The following is a 19,739-nucleotide window of genomic DNA, read 5'->3' on the forward strand; positions in this document are numbered from 1 at the left end:
TCGCTACTAATTGCGCGACAACTATGCTCAGGTACAGGAATATAGCCGGCAGATGGCGCCGGACCGGCGGAAACGTACACAACAATACCCAGCCCACATCAGAGGGCATTACCCATGGATAGCAGAACCTTACGCAACCTCATGCGCATCGTGCAGACCGGCTCGTTGTCGGCCGCAGCCGAGCATTCGTGCCTGACCGTGCAGGCGTTGGCCGCGCAGTTGAACAAGGTCGAAGAACAGTTCGGTTTCCGCTTGTTTCGCCGATCCAACAAAGGGCTGACGCTGACGCCGCAAGGCACCGAGCTCACGCCTTACATGGACCGGGTGCTGATCGCCACGCGCCAGATGGAAGAGAAAGTCGAAACGCTGAAGGCGCCGGGCCAGCGCACCCTGAAGGTGGCGTTGAACAACACGCTGGCGCCGGACTTCAACCGGCGGATGATCGGACGCCTGATCGAGGTGTTTCCCGATTACCAGATGGAATTCAGCTACGCCGAGTCGATGGAAAACCTCAGCAAGCTGAAGAACGAGGACTTCGACCTGGCGGTGCTGATCGGCCCGCAGCGGCCGGGCCTGCCGAGCCTTGTCCTGCCGGACGTGCAGGTGCAGGTGGTCGGCGCCCATTGCGGGCAGGAGAATGATCCGCTGACGTTGTTGGGCAACAAGTTTCAGGTGCGTCCCGCAGAAGATTGTCCGTATTCCCACAGCTTCTTGCGTTTTCTCGACGCGGGGCTGGGCAATCACGAGAACGGCCAGCGCATGGTCTATTCATGCAGCGAAACCCTGACCCTGTCGCTGATCACCCAGATGGACGGCGTCGGCATGGTCTCGCGCGAGGCCGCGCAGAAGAACGGCCTGACGATTTTCCCCGGGTTCGAGGATTTCCTCGAAGTGCGCCTGGCGGTGAACAACCCGAACCTGTCCGGCCAGGCGCTGAACGAGGTGGTCGATCTGCCGCTACATGAACGAGCCGAGCGCAATGTACGCAGCCGTCCCAACCGCCACACTGAGAAAGAGGTTTTTGCTGAAATACGCACATAACAACGTCGGAATCGCGGCATAGAATTCCGGGCGGTCGAGCTGTATGCGCTGATCCTTGATCAACAAGGGAGTCAGGCTGATCGCAGCGACGATCGCCACCGGCAGGTACTCCAGCGCTCGCGCCACGAAGGGCGGCCAGTGCTCGGTGTTGACCTGCAGCGGCAGCGCCCGCGGCAGGAAGGTCACGGCCATCATCAGCGCCACCACCAGCATCAGGAACGTTTGGTCAGGCATACACCCACCCCGCAACCCACAAACGTGGCGATGAAAACGTTGAACGGCGAAGTGCCCACCAGGCTCAGTGCACCCATGCACAGCACGGCGGCCAGGGCGGCGACGAGTTTTTTCCGGGTGTTGCACAGCGAGACCAGCACGTAGAGCATCATCGCGGTCAGGGCGTAGTCGAGCTGGTACTTGATCAGGTGCGCCGCGTATTGCGCGCAGACCGCCCCGAGCAACCCGCCGAGCACCCAAGAGGTGTGGCAGAACAGGTTGAAGCCGATCAGGTAACGCACGTTCACCGGTGCGCCGTTGCCCAGTTTCACGCTGTGGAAGGCGAACGATTCGTCGGTCAGCCCGCCGGCGTAGCACCAGCGCTCCATGCGGCTCAGGCCCAGCGCGCGCAAGGCCTTGGCCATGTACACCGACATCAGCATATGCCGCGCGTTGATCAGGAAAGTGGTCAGCACGATGGTGGTCAGCGACGCCCCGCTGCTGATCAGCGCCAGCGCCGCGAATTGCGAAGCACCGGCATACACGAACAGGCACATCGCTACCGGCAGCCACAGCGGCAGCCCGGCGTTGACTGCCATCAGCCCGAACACGAACGACACCGTGAAGTAGCCGGCCACCACCGGGCTGGCTTCGGCGAACGTGCGCGACGGCTGACGGTCGGCCATCAGCGGCGCACTGCCGGACGTTTCATTCATAGATCCCTCTCGTAAGTCCGTTCGCCGTGAGGTTCGCAAAAACCCTGGGCCGTCCAAAAACGCTTGCCCGCGAGGTTAGCATCGTCGACGAACAGAAACATCCGCAGCACGCCGACCCGCTTCATGTCGGACGACGCCGCCTCCACCAGCCGCTGGCCGACGCCTTGGCTGCGGTAGCGCAGGCTGACCGCCAGGTGGTTGATGGTGCCGCGGCTGCCGAGCATGCCGCCGAGCACCGCGCCGACGATCTCGCCTTCGACGTCGAAGGCCAGGTACGCCGTGGTGGTCTTCTGGATCAGCACGCCGCGCAGGCACTTGGCGTCCTGCCACTCGCAGAAGGACACTTCGTCGAACTGGCGGAAGAAGCGCTCCATGCGCTGCGCATCCTTGGCGGTGGCGCGTCGCAGCACCACCGGCGTCGAGCATTCGACGCCGTCGATTGGGGTGATCTGATTAGCGAACAATGTCGAAAGCGGTCCCGGGCCGCGAGAAGGAAATCGCCAGAATCTGCCGGTAAGCCATGGCGCTCGAATGGGTGTTGCGCGCCGGTGTCACGTAGTGGCGCATGTCGCGGTCGAGGAAGTACGTGGTGTCGAGGATTTCCTGGTAGGTGGTCGACGCCAGTTGATGCTCATGGATGTCGTACAGACGGCTTTCGGCGCCATCGACGTTGTTGCGGCCCCAGAAGTGCACGCCGCTGAACGGGTAGCCGTCGCAGTGGATGCCTTCCGGCGTGATCTCCAGTTGCTTGCCGGGCTTGATCTCGATGCGGATCTGGTGGATCTGGCACTGCCAGATTTCCTCGTGCAGCTCTTCCGGCAGCACGTTCTTGTACACCTCGAAATCGGTGTCGATCAGGCTGCGCATCACCGGCGAAGTGATGACTTCATCGGAGAAGTCCTGGAAGTGCCGCACCACGCCGCCCACGTAACTGTTGTTGGCCTTGGACTGCACATACGCGCGGTGTTCCAGCTGACGCAGTTCACGGGTCTTGGGGTTGTATTCGAAGTCGCTGTAGCGACGGTAGCGCATGCCGGCGTCGGCCTGACCGTAATAACTGTCAGGTTCCATGTTTTCCCAACTTTTGGTCAGTCTGACGAAGTCGGCGAAATGACCGTAGAGATTGAAGTCACCACCCTGGACGTTGACATACTTGTCGCGCCGTAGCGATTCGCCCACTTCTCTGTTCAAAACGATCATTACCAAATTCTCCGTTGCATTGAACGCCCTAATCTAGAGGGTGGAGAATTTGCGTCCATGAGAAAGAATTTCAGGCATTTGAAGCCCTGTTTGAAACGGCTTTTGAAGCACCTTCAAATGCAGTTTGAAGGGGTCGAAAAGCGTCTTTTTCGCCTTTTTCATCAAAAACGGGCCGAAAAAAAACCCCGAACCGGTCGGGGTTTTTTCCATGTGTGCAGCTTAAGCGATCATCAGAAGATGTTGATCGGGTAATCCACGAACACACGCACTTCGTTGCCGCTGACGTTGTACTCGCTGGACTTCTGCGACACGCGCAGGATCGAGCTGCGCAGTTTCACGCTGAGGTCCTTGGCCGGACCGCTCTGCACCACGTACTTGAACTGGTTGAAGATTTCGCGCTCGGTGCCGCCTTCGCTGGTGGAGGTGGTGATGTTGTCGCCACGCACGTACGCGAAGTTGTAGCTCAGGCCCGGCACGCCGAAGGCGCCGAAGTCCAGGCCGTAGCCCAGCTGCCAGCTGCGTTCGTCTTCAGCGTTGAAGTCCGACCAGTAGGAGTTGGCCAGGTAGATGGTGTTGCCGCCGTCGCCGACGCGGCCTTGGCCTTTCTGGTAGCCGCCGTAGGCGTAGCCCAGGTTGCTGTCGCCGGTGGAGCGCTGGTGCGCCACGGTGAACGAGTGGGGACCGGTGGCGAAGGTCGCCGCCAGGCTCCAGATCTTGTTGTCGTCGCCGGTCGCGCCGCTTTCGCGGACGTAGGAGTCGTCCAGCTTGGTGCGGTAGCCGTTGAAGTCGAAGGTCAGGGACTGATCCTTGTCGATCGGCAGCACGTAGTTGGCGTTGATGTACTGCTTCTTCAGCACGTCTTCGACGTCGGAAGCGTACAGCGCACCCTTGAAGTGCTCGGTGAACTGGTAGCTGCCGCCCAACACGTTGATCGACTTCAGGCCGCCGCTGTCACGGCCTTCGGCGCTCTTGCGCGATTCGGCGGTGAAACGGCCGGCGTTCAGTTCCAGGCCTTTGATCTCCTTGGAGGTGATCAGGGTGCCGGTATAGCTTTCCGGCAGCAGGCGCGAGTTATCGTAGTTCAGCACCGGCAGGGCCGGCATCTGGTCACCGTAGGTCAGCACGGTGTTGGACAGACGGAATTTCACCGCCGCGCCGCCCTTGGACAGGTCGTCGGCCGCGTTGCCGCTGTCGCCTTGCTTGAAGAAGTCGATGCCGCCGGCGCCGCTGCGGCCCTTGCCGCCGTCCAGACGCAGCGCGTACAGACCGAAGGCGTCCACACCCACACCGATGGTGCCTTGGGTGAAGCCGGACGAGAACGTGCCGATGGCCGCTTGGCCCCACTCGGCCTTGTCTTTGTTGCCGTCTTTGTAGTCACGGTTGATGTAGGCATTGCGCAGCAGCACTTTGAGGCTGCTGTCTTCAACAAAACCCTTGGACTCGGCCTGGTCGTTAGCCATGGCCGAAGTGGCGCTCAACATCCCCAATGCGATCAGACTGATCCGCTTGTTCAACATTTTGTTTTCCTTATTACGGGTTGAAACGCGCTGTGTCGAACGGCTGAAACGGCGCTATCGCACTCTTTTTTCATCCCGGAACAAAAAGGCCCGCCCACGGCAAAGCCGTAGCGGGCCTTCTTATTGTTCTTGAGTCATGGCGGTTGGCCACAGGCGTTGGGCCGAATCGTAGCCGCGCCCTGAACAATGTGTCAATTTCAAGAATCGTCTGTAAATAGGCAAAAATCGTCTAAAAAACGTAATTTTTGTGATAGCGGCGTGCACGGAAATGACAGCGATCAGGGATTCCCTGATGCGCTCAAGCGCAGCCGTCGAGCCCGCAGACCGGCAAGGCCTGCGCAGGTGCAGCACTCGGCAGGCACTCGACCAGCCATTGGGCGAAGGCCTGCGGCTTGCCCACCCACGGGCCGATATCGAACAGGGTGAACTGCCCGTCCTGCTCCAGCGCGAAGGTCGGGAAGCCGTTGCCGTGCAGCGTCGCCAGCAGTGCGCGGCTTTCCTTTATATGGCGCGCGGTATCGGCGGACGCGAAAGCCGCCCGGAAAGCGGCCGGGTCGTAACCCAGCTCAGCCGCCAGTTCCATCAGCACGGCCTCATCGGCGATCCGCCGGCCTTCCACGTAATGGGCGGTCTGCAGGCGGCCGAGCAGCGTCAGCCCGCGCCCGTCCAATTGTTCGGCGGCCATCACCGCGGCGATCGGCGGGGCGGAGTCGAAGACCGCCGTGTGATCGCGCAGCAGCCCCTCGAAATACGCCTCGCCGAACGGCTGGCCGGTGTACTCGGCGATGCGCCGGTCGTGAGGCATGACGTAATTGCGCAGCTGCGGCGAAACATTCTGGCGATTGGCGCCGGTCATCATGCCGCCGCCGTGGGGCACCACCGGCAGCACCTGCTGCGCGGCCTGAACCAGGGGTTCGGCGCCGTAGCACCAGCCACAGAGCGGGTCGTAAATGTAGTGAAGGATCATCGGAAACTCCGGCATCAAAGGTGGGAAAAATCGATGGCGGCAGATTAGTACTCCAGCGGTTGTCGAAAAACGCCGGAATCGCGTTCAGTCTGTTGCCTGAATCGGTCGAATGGCGGGCGGAACGGGTTTGTATCAATCCCGAAATAAATTGAAACAATCAATCAAAGGAACTTATTAACGAATCATTAACGGAGGCAAATGCAAAGCATTACCATTCACGCGCTCAGATTCCTCCACCCTTTCGGATGCGCTTTTCAATGCCTGCCCCGTTCCGTCTCACGCCCGTCACCCTCGGGCTTTCCGCCGTCCTGTCCTCCGGTTTCGCCTACTGCGCGACCGAATTGCCCGCCACGTCGATCAGCGCCGAATCGCAAGTCGACGACCCGCGCGTGAAAGTCAGCAGCACCGCCACCCGCACCGCCACGCCCGTGCGCTACGTGCCCCAGGCGATCGACTCGGTCAAGACCGCCAACGTCGCCGACTACGGCACCAACGACCTGGGCGACGCCCTGAGCGGCATCCCCAACGTCAGCAACGGCGGCGACACCCGGTTCGACAGCCTGCGCATCCGCGGCTTCGACGCCAGCAACGACTTCTACCTGGACGGCATCCGCGACGACAGCCAGTACAAGCGCGACCTGCACAACATCGAACGCGTCGAAGTGCTCAAGGGCCCGGCCGCCGTGCTCTACGGCCGCGGCAGCCAGGGCGGGATCGTCAACCGGGTGAGCAAGGCGCCGGAAGCCGGCCGCCGCTCGACCATCGAGGCCCAGGGCGGCAGCGAGGATCTGCGCAGCCTGTACGCCGACCTCAGCACCGACCCGAGCGAGAACATCAGCCTGCGCCTGAACATGGGCAACATGGACGAAAACAGCTTCCGCGACGGCGTCAGCGGCAACCGCCAGCTGTTCGCCCCGTCGATGAGCTGGCAACTGACGCCGGACCTGAACTGGCTGGTGCAGTACGAATACAGTCGCTACAACCGCACCCCCGACCGCGGCATCCCCGGCATCAACGGGCGCCCGGCGGACGTCGGCCGGGACACCACCTACGGCAACGACCACGACTTCATCGACGACAAGACGCAATCCTTGCGCTCGCGCCTGAGCTACGAACTGAGCGACAACTGGCAACTGCGCCACACCCTCGGCGTGTTCAAGCTCGACAGCGACTTCGACAACACCTACCTCACCGGCTTCGACAAGAAGACCAACAAGGTCACTCGCCAGCACTGGCAGCAGGAGCTGACCACCCGCAACATCTACAACAACCTTGAGCTGGAAGGCGGCTTCGAGACGTTCGGCCTCGAGCACCGCCTGCTCACCGGGCTCGAGACCGGCAGCCAGCGCCGCGATCCGACGCTGTACAACGCCGCCACTTCCGGGCGCGGCAGTTCGCCGGTGCCGGGCCTGGACCTGTACAACCCTGACCGCGACCTGCGCCACACCGGGCGCATGCAGGTCTCGAGCAGCAGCCACACCGAAGTCGAAAGCCGCGCCGTGTACGTGCAGGATCAGTTGCACCTGAACGATCAATGGCAACTGCTGGCCGGCCTGCGCTACGACACCTTCGACATCGAGTCCACCAACAAGCTGCGCAACATTTCCGAAGACCGCGACAGCCACAGCACCAGCCCGCGTTTCGGCGTGGTCTGGACGCCTTTGCAGAACCACTCGTTCTACGCCTCGTGGACCAAGACCTTCTCGCCGGTCGGCGGCGGCCTGATCGGCATCACACCGGGCGCGTCGGGCAACGGCAACGACCTGAGCCCGGAGCTGACCAAGCAGAAGGAAATCGGGGTCAAGAGCGATTGGCTCGACGACCGCCTGAGCACCACCCTGGCGGTCTACGAGCTTGAGCTCTACAACCGCCGCACCACCGACCCGAACGACCCGACCCTGACCGTGCTCAGCGGCCTGCAGCGCTCGCGCGGGATCGAGCTGACCGGCACCGGCAAGATCACCGGCAACTGGTACGTGCGCGGCGGCGTCGGCGTGCAGGACGCGACCATCGAGAAGGACAACAACGGCCTGGAAGGCAACCGCGTGAACAACGTCGCCAAGCGCAACGGCAGCCTGTTCCTGACCTGGAAACCGGAGCTGGGCTGGTACGCCGAAACCGGCCTGACCCTGGTCGGCCAGCGCTACGCCGACAACGCCAACACCACGGTGCTGCCGGGCTACGGCCGCTGGGACGCCCTGGCCGGCTACCGCCACAAGGACTGGGACGTGCGCGCCGCGCTGAACAACATCACCGACCGCGAGTACTACTCGTCGGCCACCAGTGCGTTCCAGATCCAGCCGGGCGCGCCGCGCAGCCTGGTGGTCACCGGCACGTACAGTTTCTGAGCATCGGGTCGCCGGTGTGCCCTTCGGGGCATTTCCGGCTGACCCGCCGCCATCGCCAGCAGGCTGGCTCCCACAGGGTTCCGGGGTGACCGCAAAATCCATGGTCACCGCTGAACAATGTGGGAGCCAGCCTGCTGGCGATGGCGGCGGCACAGACACCCCGGGGAACCCCGCCTTTCCCGCAGGCAAAAAAAAGCGCCGCCCTCCCGGCAGCGCTTTCACCTGTCCTTAGTCGTTCTTCTTTATCCTTCCATCACATCCCACAACGCTTCCAGTTCCGCCTCGCTGAACAGGCCAGCGGGGTAACGCTCGATCATCATCCGGCGCGGATCAGGTTCCCTGATCTGACGCGTTCCATTGGACTTCAACCAGTGCGCGACAATCTGGAGCGACTCAGTGTTTACAGCCATGGGATGCAACGTCCGCTCGCTGATTACGTTCACTTCGGCGTTCATTTCAGCGCTCTCTCCCCGTTCGTGAGCGGCTAAGTTATCCAAGGTTTATGACAGAACCGTTGAAGTTCTCCCCCCTCCCTAGTGCGCCATGAGCGATACAAGAGCTATGCCAAATTAGGAAAATCGCCGACCGGCGGCCATAAAGAAACCCGCGGTCCTGACGGGCTGCGGGTTTCTCTTCGGGCGACGAGGCCGGATTTTGGCCTGAGCGATTCTCCAATCAACTCAAGCTGTTACATCCGCACTCACTCTTTGTGCGGGGCAGGCTGCTGCTGGGTAAGGCAGTGAATGTTACCGCCTCCCAGTAACAGTTCGCGGCCCGGCACCATCACCACTTCGTGCTGCGGGAACAGGTTCTGCAGGATCTCTTTGGCCGGGCCGTCCATCGGGTCGTCGAAGCTCGGCGCGATGATGCCGCCGTTGACGATCAGGAAGTTCACGTAGGAACCGGCCAGGCGCACGCTCGGGTTGCGCTCCTGGGTGCCGTCCACCGGATCGACGCCGGCGCATTCCTCTTCGGTCGCGTACAGCGGCCCCGGAATCGGCATCTTGTGCACCGTGAACGGGCGGCCCTTGGCGTCGGTGCTGCTCTGCAGCACTTTCATCGCCGCCTGGCAGCGCGGGTAGTTAGGGTCCTGCGGATCGTCGGTCCAGGCCAGCAGCACTTCGCCCGGGCGCACGTAGCAGCAGAAGTTGTCCACATGGCCGTCGGTCTCGTCGTTGTACAGGCCGTCCGGCAACCAGATGACTTTGTCCACCGACAGGTGGGCGCTGAGCACCGCTTCGATCTCTTCGCGGCCCAGGTGGGGGTTGCGGTTGCGGTTGAGCAGGCACTCTTCGGTGGTGATCACGGTGCCTTCGCCGTCGACGTGGATCGAACCGCCCTCCAGGACGAAGCCTTCGGTGCGGTAGCGCGGGCTGCGCTCGATCTCGAGGATCTTGCCGCCGACCTGGGAATCACGGTTCCACGGCGAGTACAGGCCGCCGTCGAAGCCGCCCCAGGCGTTGAAGTCCCAGTTCACGCCGCGCACTTCGCCGCTGCCGTTGATGACGAAGGTCGGGCCGCTGTCGCGCACCCAGGCGTCATCGCTGGACATCTCGACCAGGCGGATGTTCGGCACGTCGAGGCGGGCGCGGGCGTTCTCGTACTGGCCGGCGGACACCGCCACGGTCACCGGCTCGAAACGGGCGATGGCCTTGGCCACCGCCGCGTGCGCGGCCTGCGCGGGCTTGCCGCCCAGGCGCCAGTTGTCCGGACGCTCCGGCCAGATCATCCAGGTCTGGGTTTGCGGCGCCCATTCGGCCGGCATGTGGAAACCGTCGGCGCGGGGTGTGCTTTTCAGTGTGGTCATGGTGGTCTGGACTCCGGGAAACCTTCGGGAGAAAACACGGGCACCGGACCTACGCCGGAGCATTGGCGACTTTATAACCGATAAAAATCGGCATTAAAAGCCAAATGAATGCTGTGAAGCTTAAGGCTATGAAATTTCATCGATATTAATCGGATTGAAACCCTGTAGGAGCGAGCCTGCTCGCGATGGCGGCGGATCGATCAACATCGCGCTTGAATGATCGTCCGCTATCGCGAGCAGGCTCGCTCCTACAGGAGGCGGGGCTTCACAGCCCCTCGTCGAACACCTTCGCCAGCATGTCGACGAAGAAGTCCACGCTCCGGCGCGAGGTGACCATCGGCGGCTTGATCTTGAGGATGTTCAGGTCGTCGCCGGTGGGCTGCATGAAGATCCCCAGTTCCCGCAGCCGGTCGCACAGGCGCATGGTTTCCTCGGTGGCCGGCTCCAGGGTCTCGCGGTCGCGCACCAGTTCCAGCCCCAGGTAGAAGCCGGAACCGTGCACCGCGCCTGCCAGCGGGTACTTCTCGACCAACGCTTGCAGACGGGCCTTGAAATGCCCGCCGACCACCTGGGCGTTTTCCCACAGTCCCTCTTCTTCAAGGACGTCCAGCACCGCCATGCCGATCTGACAGCTCACCGGGCTGCCCCCGGCGGACGAGAAGAAATAGCCTTCATTCTCCAGCGCCTCGGCGATCTCGCGCCGGGTGATCACCGCGCCCAACGGCTGGCCGTTGCCCATGCCCTTGGCCATGGTGATGATGTCCGGCACCACGCCCTGCTCTTCGAAGCCCCAGAAGAAATGGCCCATGCGCCCGTAACCGACCTGCACTTCGTCGGCGATGCACACGCCGCCCCGGGCGCGCACCAGTCCGTAGACGGTCTTCAGATAGCCCGGCGGCAGCGAGATGCCCCCGGCGTTGCCGTAGACCGGTTCGCAGATGAAGCCGGCCAGTTGCCGTTTCTGTTCGTCGAGGCGGGCCAATTGATGCTCGACGCTGCGCACGTAGTCCGGCGCCGAATCCGGCCCGCGGAACTCGCCGCGGTAGGTGTTCGGCGCCGTCACCGGATGCACCCAGTCCGGGCGGCTTTCGAGGGCGCGCGGGTTGTCGGCGACGGAGGTCGAGACCGAATCCGCACCCACCGTCCAGCCGTGATAGGCCTCCAGCACGCTGATCAGGTCGCGACCGCCGCTGTAGGCCCACGCCAGACGGATCGCCAGGTCGTTGGCCTCGCTGCCGCTGTTCACCAGGAACACCCGGTCCATGCCCTCCGGCGCCAGTTTCAGCAGCCGCTCGGAAAACTCGGCGACCGCCGCATAGTTGAACCGCGAGTTGGTGTTGAGCAACGACCATTGCCGGCGGGCGGCCTCCGCCATGCGCGGATGGCCGTGGCCGAGCACGGCGACGTTGTTGAGCATGTCGAGGTAGGAACGGCCCTGCATGTCGATCAGGTGGTTGCGCCAGCCGCGCTCGATGCGCGGCGGGTCGACGTAATAATGCTTCTGGGTGCGGGCGAAACTGGCGTCGCGGCGTTGGAGCAGGGTTTTCCCGTCCAGCTCCGGCTCGGCGTCGCAGGCCAGCCCCAGCAGCGAAGCCGGCGACGGGCACAAGGCCTGCCAGGCCGGCGCCCGCGAAGGCGTGCAGAACAGCGGCGCCTCCAGTTGCGCGTCCCGCAGCAACTGCACGGTCAGGGCGCCGCCCGCCGTTCCCAGCACCTGGCCTTTGACCAGCGCCGCGCCGCTGTGCAGCGAGGTCGTCACCCCCCACAGGCGCACGCTCGACTGCACACCGTCCAGGCGCAGCGAACCGTCCGCCGCCAGGTGGAGCACACCGGCAAACGGTGCCTCCAGCGCCGAGCCTTCCGGCACCCGCAGTTCGACGTGCAGCGGGAAGGTGTCCGGCTCATCGGCAGAGTCCGGCCGGGTGCGCGACAAGCGGTATTGCCCGTAGCGGCTGGCCGCCAAGCCGTGCACAGCGGCGGCTTCATCCAGCAGGCGCTGGTCGATGCCGGCCTGCTCCCAATTGCCGGCCTCGAAATGCGGGCTCAGCACGCCGAGGTCGATCAGCGCGAACTCGCGCCCGACCAGGCCCGGCAGCAGCGGCGCAAAGCCTTCGCTGCCCAGGGCCGGCAACGTCTGCCCGACCGCCGTCAGGATCGCCGCCTCCATCAGGGCGAACGGCACCGAAGTGGCGACCCGGAAAATCTCCCACTCATGGGCCAGGTTGTTGCGGCTGTAGGCGTTGCCGGGGTCGATGCTGACCTGCTGTTCGCCGCTGAGCACCAGCACCGCCGCCCGGGCCACGATCAGCGGCCACAGGGCCTGCAGTTCTTCGGGCAGCAGCGGATTGACCGCGTGGTAGGCCTGCACCGCCGGCAGGATCACGAACGGATCACCCTCGGCATGGTGCAGCAGCGCCGCACAGGTCACCGACAGGTCGGTGATGCGCCAGGTGCGCACCAGGTCGCCGAAATCGATGACGCCCTGCAACTGCCAGTGGCGCCCGGCGTCCCGCTGCCAGACGACGTTGTCGTCAGTGATGTCCATGTGGATCGCCTGCACCGGCAACCGCGCCAGCAACGGCCGCAACCGGTGTTGGGCCTGGGCCGCCGCGTCGGCGATCAGCGCGCGCTGGCGGTCGTCCGCGATCACCGGCAATAAATGTTCGGTCAGGGCCTCGGCGTGCCGGGCGTCCCACTGCAACGTGCGTTCAAGGCCCGGATGGTCGAACCCGGCCAAGGCCAGATCCATCTCGCCGCAGAGCCGGCCGAACCCAGCCACCACTTCGTGGCCCAGATGGTCGAGCGCCGTCAGGGACTGGCCTTCGATGTAGTCCAGCAGCCGCACATGCACGGACTCGCCGCCGACGGTCAGCGTCAGCAGGTCTTCACCGTTGCGGGCCGCAATCACCCGGGGCACCGGCACGGCGCAATGTTCGGCCAGGTATTTGAGGCCGGCGTGCTGGGCCTGCAGTTCCACCAGCGAATAGTCGCCGCGGCAGACCTTGAGCACGAAGCGGCCGCGCTCGCTGTCGACCCGGAAGTTGAGATCCTGCTGACTGCCCAAGGGGTGCAGCGCGCCGCTCAGCCCGTAATGCTCCTTCAGAAGGTGCAGGGCCTGCTCCGCAGAGACCTGCGGGGTGGGTAGGCTGACACGATGAATCAACGTGGCGAACGACATGGAGCGACCCCTATTGTTTTGTCAGGCGCCTATATCGCCACTGCTTCGGGCGATCTGCAACCCCCTGAACCGCTTGCAGGACGGAGCGAGAGCAGCGACGGCCAACCCCATCGAGCGGAACGATGGAATGTCGGCAAGGTCGATTGACCGTTGCATCCGCTTCGACACTCGCGCAGGCCGGCACTTTGCGCAAGAATACCGACCATTCACATTGGCCACCGAAAATCCCCATGAATGTAATCCCCACCGACCTGCCCGGTGTCCTGATCATCGAACCCAAGGTGTTTGGCGACGAGCGCGGCTTCTTTTACGAGAGCTTCAACGGCAAGGCGTTCCTGGAGGCGACCGGCCTCGATGTGCAGTTCGTCCAGGACAACCATTCCCGCTCGCAGAAAGGCGTGCTGCGCGGCCTGCATTACCAACTGCAGAACACCCAGGGCAAGCTGGTGCGCGTCACGGCCGGCGAGGTGCTGGACATCGCCGTGGACATCCGCCGCAGCTCGCCGCACTTCGGCCAATGGGTCGCGGTGCGCCTGTCCGCCGACAACCACCGCCAGCTCTGGATCCCGGAAGGTTTCGCCCACGGTTTCGTGGTGCTGAGCGAATTCGCCGAATTCCTCTACAAGACCACCGACTACTACACGCCTTCGGCGGAACGCACCATTCGCTGGGACGACCCGGACCTTGCCATCGACTGGCAGCTGGACGAGGCGCCTCAGTTGTCCGCCAAGGACCAGGCGGGCACCGCCTTCAAGGACGCCGACGTCTTTTCCTGATTCGCCGTGCGAATCTTCAGCGGCGCTGTGCCCCGCCGAGCGGCGCGCAGACTGCTGCCGCAAGGCTAGGCATAATGCGTCTGTCCCCACAGGCGCACGATGCTCATGACCCCGACCCTACCCCGCCGGCCCCGCTGGCGCAGCCTCGCCCTGCTGGCCCTGTGCCTGGCCCCGTTGCTGTGGCCGCTGGAGCATCTGGCCGAGCGCTACTACCGCAGCGAACTGGCCGGCCAGAACCGCCAGACCCTGGACCTGTACGTCGCCAACCTGCTGGGCACCCTGCACCGCTACGAAGTGCTGCCGCAGATCCTCGGCGACCTGCCGGCCCTGCGCGCCATGCTCGCGGCCCCCGACGACGGCGACACCCAGGCCAACGCCAACCGCCTGCTCAAGAACATCGCCGCCCAGACCGGCGCCGAGGTCATGTACCTGATGGACACCTCCGGCAAGACCCTGGCCGCGTCGAACTGGGACAAGCACGACAGCTTCGTCGGGCGCAATTTCTCCTTCCGGCCCTACTTCAGCGAAGCCATGGCCGGGCACCTCGGGCGCTTCTTCGGCCTGGGCACCACCTCGGCCAAGCGCGGCTACTTCTTCGCCGCCGCCGTGCGCGCGGGCGACAAGACCATCGGCGTGCTGGTGATCAAGGTCGACCTGGACCACACCGAAAGCCTGTGGGGCAAGACGCCCGAACAACTGCTGGTGACCGACCACAACGGCGTGGTCATCCTCACGTCGCGCCCGGAATGGCGCTTCCGCTCGACCCGGCCCTTGAGCGACAGCGAGCGCACGGCGATCACCGCAATCCAGCCCTATCCGACCCGCGATCCGCGCCCGCTGAACCTCAGCCCCACGGCGTGGCTGACCCAGACCCGGGAAATCACCGAAACCGGCTGGAGCGTGAGCATCCTCGCCCCGCGCACCCTGATCGACCGTCCGGTGCGCACCGTGGTGGCGATCGGCGGCGCCACGCTGCTGGTGGTGATGCTGCTGCTCGGGCTGATGATGCAGCGGCGCCGGCACTACCTGGAACGGATCGCTTTCGAAGGCAAGGCCCGGCGTGAGCTGGAGGGTCGGGTCGCCGAGCGCACCAGCGACCTCGAAGGGCTCAACCGCCGGCTGAAGCAGGAAGTGCTGGAGCGCGAGCACGCCCAGCAGGAACTGGTGCGGGCCCAAGACGACCTGGTGCAGGCGGGCAAGCTGTCGGCGCTGGGCACCATGTCGGCGAGCATCAGCCACGAGCTCAACCAGCCGCTGGCGGCGATCCGCAGCTACGCCGAAAACGCCGAGGTGCTGCTCGACCATCAGCGCACCGACGACGCCCGCGGCAACCTCAAGCTGATCAGCGAACTGACCGGGCGCATGGCCTCGATCATCGCCCACCTGCGCGCCTTCGCCCGCCGCGACCGCCACGCTCCCGAGAGCGTCGCCCTGCAACCGGCGCTGGACGACGCCCTGGCGCTGTTGGCCAAGCGCCGGCGGAGCATGGACGTCGAGCTGATCCGCGACCTGCCCGCCGCCACCTTGTGGGTGGAGGCCGGGGAAACCCGCCTGCGCCAGGTGCTCGGCAACCTGCTGGCCAATGCCCTCGACGCCCTGACCGAGAAAGGCCCGCCGCGCAAACTGTGGCTGAGTGCCGAATCCACCGGCGACGGCGTCAACCTGTACATCCGCGACAACGGCCCCGGCTTCTGCATGGAGGCCCTCGGCCGCGCCAGCGAGCCCTTCTACACCACCAAGACCCGCACCCAGGGCCTTGGCTTGGGGCTGGCGATCTGCGAGACCCTGATGCGCGCCTTCGGCGGCGAACTGTCGTTCGCCAACCACAAGCAAGGCGGCGCCCTGATCACCCTGAGGCTGCGCGCCGGAGCGCCCGGCGTCAGTCTGCAACCGTCCGAGGACCGAAGCGCATGACCATCGACAACCGCATCCAGGTGCTGCTGATCGACGACGATCCGCACCTGCGCCAGGCCCTCGGCCAGACCCTGGACCTGGCCGGCCTGAAAGTCCTGTCGCTGTCAGAGGCCACCGGCCTGGCCGGGCAACTGGAGCGAGACTGGCCGGGCGTGGTGGTCAGCGACATCCGCATGCCCGGCATGGACGGCCTGGAACTGCTGACCGAACTGCACGCCCTGGATCCGGAACTGCCGGTGCTGCTGATCACCGGCCACGGCGATGTGCCGCTGGCGGTGCAGGCCATGCGCGCCGGCGCCTATGACTTTCTGGAGAAACCCTTCGCCAGCGACGCCCTGCTCGACAGCGTGCGCCGCGCCCTGGCCTTGCGGCGGCTGGTGCTGGACAACCGCAGCCTGCGCCTGGCGCTCAGCGACCGCAACGAACTGAGCGCGCGGCTGGTGGGGCATTCGGCGCCCATGCTGCGCCTGCGCGAACAGATCGGCGCCCTGGCCGCGACCAAGGCCGACGTGCTGATCCTTGGCGAGACCGGCGCCGGCAAGGAAGTCGTCGCCCGCGCCCTGCATGACCTGTCGAGCCGGCGCAACGGGCCGTTCGTGGCGATCAACGCCGGCGCCCTGGCCGAATCGGTGGTGGAAAGCGAACTGTTCGGCCATGAGCCCGGCGCCTTCACCGGCGCGCAGAAGCGCCGGATCGGCAAGTTCGAGTTCGCCAACGGCGGCACGCTGTTTCTCGACGAGATCGAAAGCATGAGCCTGGACGTGCAGGTCAAGCTGCTGCGCATGCTGCAGGAGCGGGTGGTCGAACGGCTGGGCGGCAATCAATTGATCCCGCTGGACATCCGCGTCATCGCGGCGACCAAGGAGGATTTGCGCCAGGCTGCCGATCAAGGGCGTTTCCGCGCCGACCTCTACTACCGCCTCAACGTCGCCCCGCTGCGCATCCCGCCGCTGCGCGAACGGGGCGAAGACGTGCTGGTGCTGTTCCAGCACTACGCCGACGAAGCCAGCGCCCGCCATGGCCTGCCCACCCACGAACTGCAACCGGCCCAGCGCGCCCTGCTGCTGCGCCACCCGTGGCCGGGCAATGTGCGCGAGCTGCAGAACGCGGCGGAGCGCTTCGCCCTCGGGTTGGAACTGGCGCTGGACAACACCGAAAGCGGCGGCCAGGGCAGTGCGACCGCCGGAACGGTCGGCGCCGGCCTCAGCGAGCAAGTGGAGAACTTCGAGAAATCGCTGATCGCCGCCGAACTGGCGCGCTCCCACAGCTCGGTGCGCAGCCTCGCCGAAGCCCTGGGCATTCCGCGCAAGACCCTCCACGACAAACTGCGCAAGCACGGCCTGAACTTCGCCGACGGCGCCGGCCAGTCCGAGGAATCCGAATGATTCGCCCCTACGCACACCCGTTGCCGCAAGAGGATCGGACATGAGCCGCGACAGCCTTTACCTGGAATCCGTCCTCCACCACGACATCCCGCTGACCCGGGACATGGGCCTCAAGGTGCTCGACTGGCACGAACGGCAACTGCGCCTGCACCTGCCGCTGGAGGCCAACGTCAACCACAAGAGCACCATGTTCGGCGGCAGCCTGTACTGCGGCGCGGTGCTGGCCGGCTGGGGCTGGCTGCACCTGCGCCTGAAAGAGGAAGGCATCACCGACGGCCACATCGTCATTCAGGAAGGGCAGATCCTCTATCCCCTGCCGGTGACCGGCGATGCCGTCGCCGTTTGCCCGGAACCGGAGGCAGCGGTATGGAAGAAATTCCTGGCGATGTACCGGCGTTACGGGCGCGCGCGGCTGACGCTGCAGACGCGGGTCGTCAACGCCGGGAGCGATGAGGACGCGGTGACCTTCACCGGCCAATACGTCCTGCACCGCTGAAGGCGTCAGGTACGGGCCAGTTCCAGCAGTTTCGAGCGCCACGCCGCCTTCGCCGGCAACGCCAGGAAGAACCCGTTGAGCAACGACTCCCGGGCCGGGTAGCTGAACGCCACGCCGTTCAGGTCCAGCACCTCGCCGCCGGCGCCTTCCAGCACGCCTTGCGCCGCCGCCGTGTCCCACTGCGAGGTCGGCGCCAGGCGCGGGTAGCAGTCCGCCGCCCCTTCGGCCAGCAGGCAGAACTTCAGCGAACTGCCGATGTTCGCCAGTTGCAGCTCGCCGAGGCTGGCGCTCAAGCCGTTCAGCAGCCGCTCCTGCTCCGGGCTGGAATGACGGCGGCTGGCGACCACGGTGAACGCCTCGCCCGGCCCCGGCACATCGCGCACCCGGATCGCCTGCGGCGAGCCGCCCGTGTCGCCGCGCCAGGCGCCGAGCCCGGCGCCGCCGACGTAATAGCGCCCGCTGGTCGGCATCGACACCACACCGAACACCACCCGACCGTTCTCGACCAGGGCAATGTTGACGGTGAACTCCTCGCTGCCGCTGATGAACTCCTTGGTGCCGTCCAGCGGATCCACCAGCCACCAGCGCTGCCACCCGGCGCGCACGGCCTGCGGGATGTCGGCGTCCTCTTCGGACAGCACCGGAATGTCCGGCGCCAACGCCGCCAGACCGGCTGCGATCACGTGGTGCGCCGCCAGATCGGCAGCGGTCACCGGCGAATCGTCGGACTTGGCGGTGACCGCCACCCCGGCGCGCCAGAACGGCAGGATCGCCTGGCCTGCGCGCAAGGCCAGTTCAACCACCGGCGCCATCATCGGATGGGGAAAATTCATCGGGCTCTCACTCATGGCTTGAAGAACCCGCGCTGGGTCAGCAGATCACGGGTCAGGTACAGGGCCGCCAGCGCGCGGCCTTCGGAAAAGTTCGGAGTCTGCGCCAAGGCCGACAGCTCGCGCAGGTTGACCTTGTCCACGCGCATCGGCTCAGGTTCGTCGCCTTCCAGGCGCTCTTCGTACAGATCAGTGGCCAGCACCACCTGAATCTTCTGGCTCATGTAGCCCGGAGACAGCGACAGTTCGGTCAGGTGTTCCAGCTGCCGCGCGCCGTAGCCGGCCTCTTCCTTGAGCTCACGCTCGGCCGCCGCCAGCACATCCTCGCCGGGCTCGATCAGGCCCTTGGGCAGCGACAGCTCGTATTCGTCGGTGCCGCCGCAGTATTCCTCGACCAGCACCGCGTGCTCGGCATCGAGCATCGCCACGATCATCACGGCACCGTACCCGGCGCCCTTGCCGACCAGGCGCTCGTAGGTGCGCTCCGCGCCGTTGGCAAAACGCAGCTTCAGTTCTTCGACGCAGAACAGCCGGCTGGTGGCGACAATCTCGCGGGCGAGGACGGTGGGTTTCTGGCGCATGCGAAGCTCCTTGGGTGAACGCGCTACTATAACGCGGCTTTTCCGATTGTTTGCGTCGGATATCTTTCTACCCCCCGAGACGTTGCCATGCCTTCATTACCGTGGTCCGACATCGATACCGTTCTGCTGGACATGGACGGCACGCTGCTGGACCTGCACTTCGACAACCATTTCTGGCTGGAGCACCTGCCCCGGCGCTACGCCGAACTGCACGGCATGAGCCTGGCCATGGCGCAGATGGAACTGCAGCCGCTGTTCGAACGCAACGCGGGGCGGCTGCAGTGGTACTGCCTGGATTTCTGGAGCGCCGAACTGAAGCTGCCGGTGCGCGAACTGAAGCTGGAGACCGCCCACCTCATCGCCCTGCGTCCGGACGCCGACACCTTTCTGGCGGCGATCAGGCAGGCCGGCAAGCGGGTGGTGATGATCACCAACGCACACCGTGATTCGCTGTCGCTGAAACTGGAGCGGATCGAACTGGCGCCGTACTTCGAGCGGCTCATCAGTTCACATGACTACGGTTTCCCCAAGGAAAACCCGCAGTTCTGGGACGCGTTGCAGGCGGATCTGCGCTTCGATCCGGCGCGCAGCCTGTTCATCGACGACACCTTGCCGATCCTGCGCAGCGCCCGGGGTTTCGGCGTGGCGCATCTGCTGGCGGTGAAGGAGCCGGACAGCCGCAAAGGGCCGAAGGACACAGCAGAATTTGCGGCGGTGGGGGATTACCGGGATCTGATTGAGGGCCTCTAGGGCCCCAACCAGCGAGGGAG

At 64.9% G+C, this 19,739-nt stretch carries 19 protein-coding genes; 7 read left to right on the plus strand and 12 right to left on the minus strand.

Translation table 11 applies throughout. The features are described from left to right. The first annotated feature begins 114 nt into the window (after positions 1-114). On the plus strand, positions 115-1,041 hold the full coding sequence (locus CAG33_RS16325) for a LysR family transcriptional regulator (protein WP_085639420.1): 927 nt from the start codon (positions 115-117) through the stop codon (positions 1,039-1,041). Here CAG33_RS16325 and CAG33_RS16330 read toward each other — a convergent pair. The 7 genes from CAG33_RS16330 to CAG33_RS16355 all read right to left on the minus strand — a co-directional run bounded on the left by CAG33_RS16330 (position 958) and on the right by CAG33_RS16355 (position 5,654). Next, positions 958-1,275, minus strand: coding sequence for an AzlD domain-containing protein (locus tag CAG33_RS16330; RefSeq protein ID WP_085581901.1), 318 nt, complete (start codon positions 1,273-1,275; stop codon positions 958-960). The two genes, CAG33_RS16325 and CAG33_RS16330, sit on opposite strands and share 84 nt — an antisense overlap. Further along, complete coding sequence (locus CAG33_RS16335; RefSeq protein WP_085581903.1) at positions 1,254-1,970, minus strand: AzlC family ABC transporter permease; 717 nt, start codon at positions 1,968-1,970, stop codon at positions 1,254-1,256. Before CAG33_RS16335 ends, CAG33_RS16330 begins: the two co-directional genes overlap by 22 nt. Next, on the minus strand, positions 1,967-2,344 hold the full coding sequence (locus CAG33_RS16340; protein WP_085582221.1) for a GNAT family N-acetyltransferase: 378 nt from the start codon (positions 2,342-2,344) through the stop codon (positions 1,967-1,969). Before CAG33_RS16340 ends, CAG33_RS16335 begins: the two co-directional genes overlap by 4 nt. A 79-nt stretch (positions 2,345-2,423) precedes the next feature. Further along, on the minus strand, positions 2,424-3,170 hold the full coding sequence (locus CAG33_RS16345) for a 2OG-Fe dioxygenase family protein (protein ID WP_085581906.1): 747 nt from the start codon (positions 3,168-3,170) through the stop codon (positions 2,424-2,426). A 33-nt stretch (positions 3,171-3,203) separates the two neighbouring features. Next, on the minus strand, positions 3,204-3,380 hold the full coding sequence (locus CAG33_RS28525; protein WP_170930017.1) for a hypothetical protein: 177 nt from the start codon (positions 3,378-3,380) through the stop codon (positions 3,204-3,206). Between the two features lie 20 nt (positions 3,381-3,400). Then, positions 3,401-4,687 carry an OprD family porin gene (locus CAG33_RS16350; RefSeq protein WP_085581908.1) on the minus strand — a complete coding sequence of 429 codons (1,287 nt, stop codon included), beginning with the start codon at positions 4,685-4,687 and terminating at the stop codon, positions 3,401-3,403. A gap of 298 nt (positions 4,688-4,985) precedes the next feature. Beyond that, positions 4,986-5,654 carry a DsbA family protein gene (locus CAG33_RS16355; RefSeq protein WP_085639423.1) on the minus strand — a complete coding sequence of 223 codons (669 nt, stop codon included), beginning with the start codon at positions 5,652-5,654 and terminating at the stop codon, positions 4,986-4,988. Positions 5,655-5,911: 257 nt separating this feature from the next. On the opposite strand from CAG33_RS16355, the gene CAG33_RS16360 reads away from it, so the two are divergent. Then, positions 5,912-8,002 (plus strand): TonB-dependent siderophore receptor, encoded by a 2,091-nt coding sequence (locus tag CAG33_RS16360; RefSeq protein ID WP_085639426.1) that lies wholly within the window; start codon positions 5,912-5,914, stop codon positions 8,000-8,002. 242 nt (positions 8,003-8,244) lie between these two features. On the opposite strand, the gene CAG33_RS16365 is transcribed toward CAG33_RS16360, so the two are convergent. From CAG33_RS16365 to CAG33_RS16375, 3 genes are all read right to left on the minus strand, one after another. Continuing rightward, positions 8,245-8,457 carry a hypothetical protein gene (locus tag CAG33_RS16365; protein ID WP_085581914.1) on the minus strand — a complete coding sequence of 71 codons (213 nt, stop codon included), beginning with the start codon at positions 8,455-8,457 and terminating at the stop codon, positions 8,245-8,247. A gap of 245 nt (positions 8,458-8,702) precedes the next feature. Then, positions 8,703-9,809 carry an agmatine deiminase gene (gene aguA, locus CAG33_RS16370; RefSeq protein WP_085581916.1) on the minus strand — a complete coding sequence of 369 codons (1,107 nt, stop codon included), beginning with the start codon at positions 9,807-9,809 and terminating at the stop codon, positions 8,703-8,705. 265 nt (positions 9,810-10,074) lie between these two features. Beyond that, positions 10,075-12,987 (minus strand): aminotransferase, encoded by a 2,913-nt coding sequence (locus CAG33_RS16375; RefSeq protein ID WP_085639428.1) that lies wholly within the window; start codon positions 12,985-12,987, stop codon positions 10,075-10,077. 230 nt (positions 12,988-13,217) lie between these two features. Between CAG33_RS16375 and rfbC the strand changes: the two genes are divergently transcribed. The 4 genes from rfbC (at position 13,218) to CAG33_RS16395 (ending at position 17,558) form a co-directional block, all read left to right on the plus strand. Then, a complete protein-coding gene (gene rfbC, locus CAG33_RS16380; protein ID WP_085581920.1) occupies positions 13,218-13,763 on the plus strand; it encodes a dTDP-4-dehydrorhamnose 3,5-epimerase in 546 nt (181 codons plus the stop codon). A 105-nt stretch (positions 13,764-13,868) separates the two neighbouring features. Then, positions 13,869-15,677 carry an ATP-binding protein gene (locus tag CAG33_RS16385; RefSeq protein ID WP_085581922.1) on the plus strand — a complete coding sequence of 603 codons (1,809 nt, stop codon included), beginning with the start codon at positions 13,869-13,871 and terminating at the stop codon, positions 15,675-15,677. After that, entirely contained in the window at positions 15,674-17,062 is a 1,389-nt protein-coding gene (locus tag CAG33_RS16390) for a sigma-54 dependent transcriptional regulator (protein ID WP_085581924.1), read from the plus strand. Before CAG33_RS16385 ends, CAG33_RS16390 begins: the two co-directional genes overlap by 4 nt. A gap of 40 nt (positions 17,063-17,102) precedes the next feature. After that, on the plus strand, positions 17,103-17,558 hold the full coding sequence (locus CAG33_RS16395; protein ID WP_085581926.1) for a YiiD C-terminal domain-containing protein: 456 nt from the start codon (positions 17,103-17,105) through the stop codon (positions 17,556-17,558). A 5-nt stretch (positions 17,559-17,563) separates the two neighbouring features. On the opposite strand, the gene cysQ is transcribed toward CAG33_RS16395, so the two are convergent. Together cysQ and nudE are read right to left on the minus strand one after the other, a co-directional pair. After that, positions 17,564-18,391, minus strand: a complete 828-nt coding sequence (gene cysQ, locus CAG33_RS16400; protein WP_085631918.1) for a 3'(2'),5'-bisphosphate nucleotidase CysQ — start codon at positions 18,389-18,391, stop codon at positions 17,564-17,566. A gap of 11 nt (positions 18,392-18,402) precedes the next feature. After that, a complete protein-coding gene (gene nudE, locus CAG33_RS16405) occupies positions 18,403-18,969 on the minus strand; it encodes an ADP compounds hydrolase NudE (RefSeq protein WP_085581930.1) in 567 nt (188 codons plus the stop codon). 87 nt (positions 18,970-19,056) lie between these two features. On the opposite strand from nudE, the gene yrfG reads away from it, so the two are divergent. Beyond that, positions 19,057-19,719, plus strand: a complete 663-nt coding sequence (yrfG, locus tag CAG33_RS16410) for a GMP/IMP nucleotidase (RefSeq protein WP_085581932.1) — start codon at positions 19,057-19,059, stop codon at positions 19,717-19,719. The last annotated feature ends 20 nt before the right edge of the window (positions 19,720-19,739 follow it).

It is taken from the genome of Pseudomonas sp. B3(2017) (assembly GCF_002113595.1).
Classification (GTDB): Bacteria; Pseudomonadota; Gammaproteobacteria; order Pseudomonadales; family Pseudomonadaceae; genus Aquipseudomonas; species Aquipseudomonas ekonensis.

What these genes read in the sequence shown, in the direction of transcription:
- CAG33_RS16325 (WP_085639420.1), top strand. Translation starts at nt 115, where the DNA reads ATGGATAGCAGAACCTTACGCAACCTCATGCGCATCGTGCAGACCGGC.
- CAG33_RS16330 (WP_085581901.1), bottom strand. Translation starts at nt 1,275, where the DNA reads ATGCCTGACCAAACGTTCCTGATGCTGGTGGTGGCGCTGATGATGGCC.
- CAG33_RS16335 (WP_085581903.1), bottom strand. Translation starts at nt 1,970, where the DNA reads ATGAATGAAACGTCCGGCAGTGCGCCGCTGATGGCCGACCGTCAGCCG.
- CAG33_RS16340 (WP_085582221.1), bottom strand. Translation starts at nt 2,344, where the DNA reads ATGGAGCGCTTCTTCCGCCAGTTCGACGAAGTGTCCTTCTGCGAGTGG.
- CAG33_RS16345 (WP_085581906.1), bottom strand. Translation starts at nt 3,170, where the DNA reads ATGATCGTTTTGAACAGAGAAGTGGGCGAATCGCTACGGCGCGACAAG.
- CAG33_RS28525 (WP_170930017.1), bottom strand. Translation starts at nt 3,380, where the DNA reads ATGGAAAAAACCCCGACCGGTTCGGGGTTTTTTTTCGGCCCGTTTTTG.
- CAG33_RS16350 (WP_085581908.1), bottom strand. Translation starts at nt 4,687, where the DNA reads ATGTTGAACAAGCGGATCAGTCTGATCGCATTGGGGATGTTGAGCGCC.
- CAG33_RS16355 (WP_085639423.1), bottom strand. Translation starts at nt 5,654, where the DNA reads ATGATCCTTCACTACATTTACGACCCGCTCTGTGGCTGGTGCTACGGC.
- CAG33_RS16360 (WP_085639426.1), top strand. Translation starts at nt 5,912, where the DNA reads ATGCCTGCCCCGTTCCGTCTCACGCCCGTCACCCTCGGGCTTTCCGCC.
- CAG33_RS16365 (WP_085581914.1), bottom strand. Translation starts at nt 8,457, where the DNA reads ATGAACGCCGAAGTGAACGTAATCAGCGAGCGGACGTTGCATCCCATG.
- aguA (WP_085581916.1), bottom strand. Translation starts at nt 9,809, where the DNA reads ATGACCACACTGAAAAGCACACCCCGCGCCGACGGTTTCCACATGCCG.
- CAG33_RS16375 (WP_085639428.1), bottom strand. Translation starts at nt 12,987, where the DNA reads ATGTCGTTCGCCACGTTGATTCATCGTGTCAGCCTACCCACCCCGCAG.
- rfbC (WP_085581920.1), top strand. Translation starts at nt 13,218, where the DNA reads ATGAATGTAATCCCCACCGACCTGCCCGGTGTCCTGATCATCGAACCC.
- CAG33_RS16385 (WP_085581922.1), top strand. Translation starts at nt 13,869, where the DNA reads ATGACCCCGACCCTACCCCGCCGGCCCCGCTGGCGCAGCCTCGCCCTG.
- CAG33_RS16390 (WP_085581924.1), top strand. Translation starts at nt 15,674, where the DNA reads ATGACCATCGACAACCGCATCCAGGTGCTGCTGATCGACGACGATCCG.
- CAG33_RS16395 (WP_085581926.1), top strand. Translation starts at nt 17,103, where the DNA reads ATGAGCCGCGACAGCCTTTACCTGGAATCCGTCCTCCACCACGACATC.
- cysQ (WP_085631918.1), bottom strand. Translation starts at nt 18,391, where the DNA reads ATGAATTTTCCCCATCCGATGATGGCGCCGGTGGTTGAACTGGCCTTG.
- nudE (WP_085581930.1), bottom strand. Translation starts at nt 18,969, where the DNA reads ATGCGCCAGAAACCCACCGTCCTCGCCCGCGAGATTGTCGCCACCAGC.
- yrfG (WP_085581932.1), top strand. Translation starts at nt 19,057, where the DNA reads ATGCCTTCATTACCGTGGTCCGACATCGATACCGTTCTGCTGGACATG.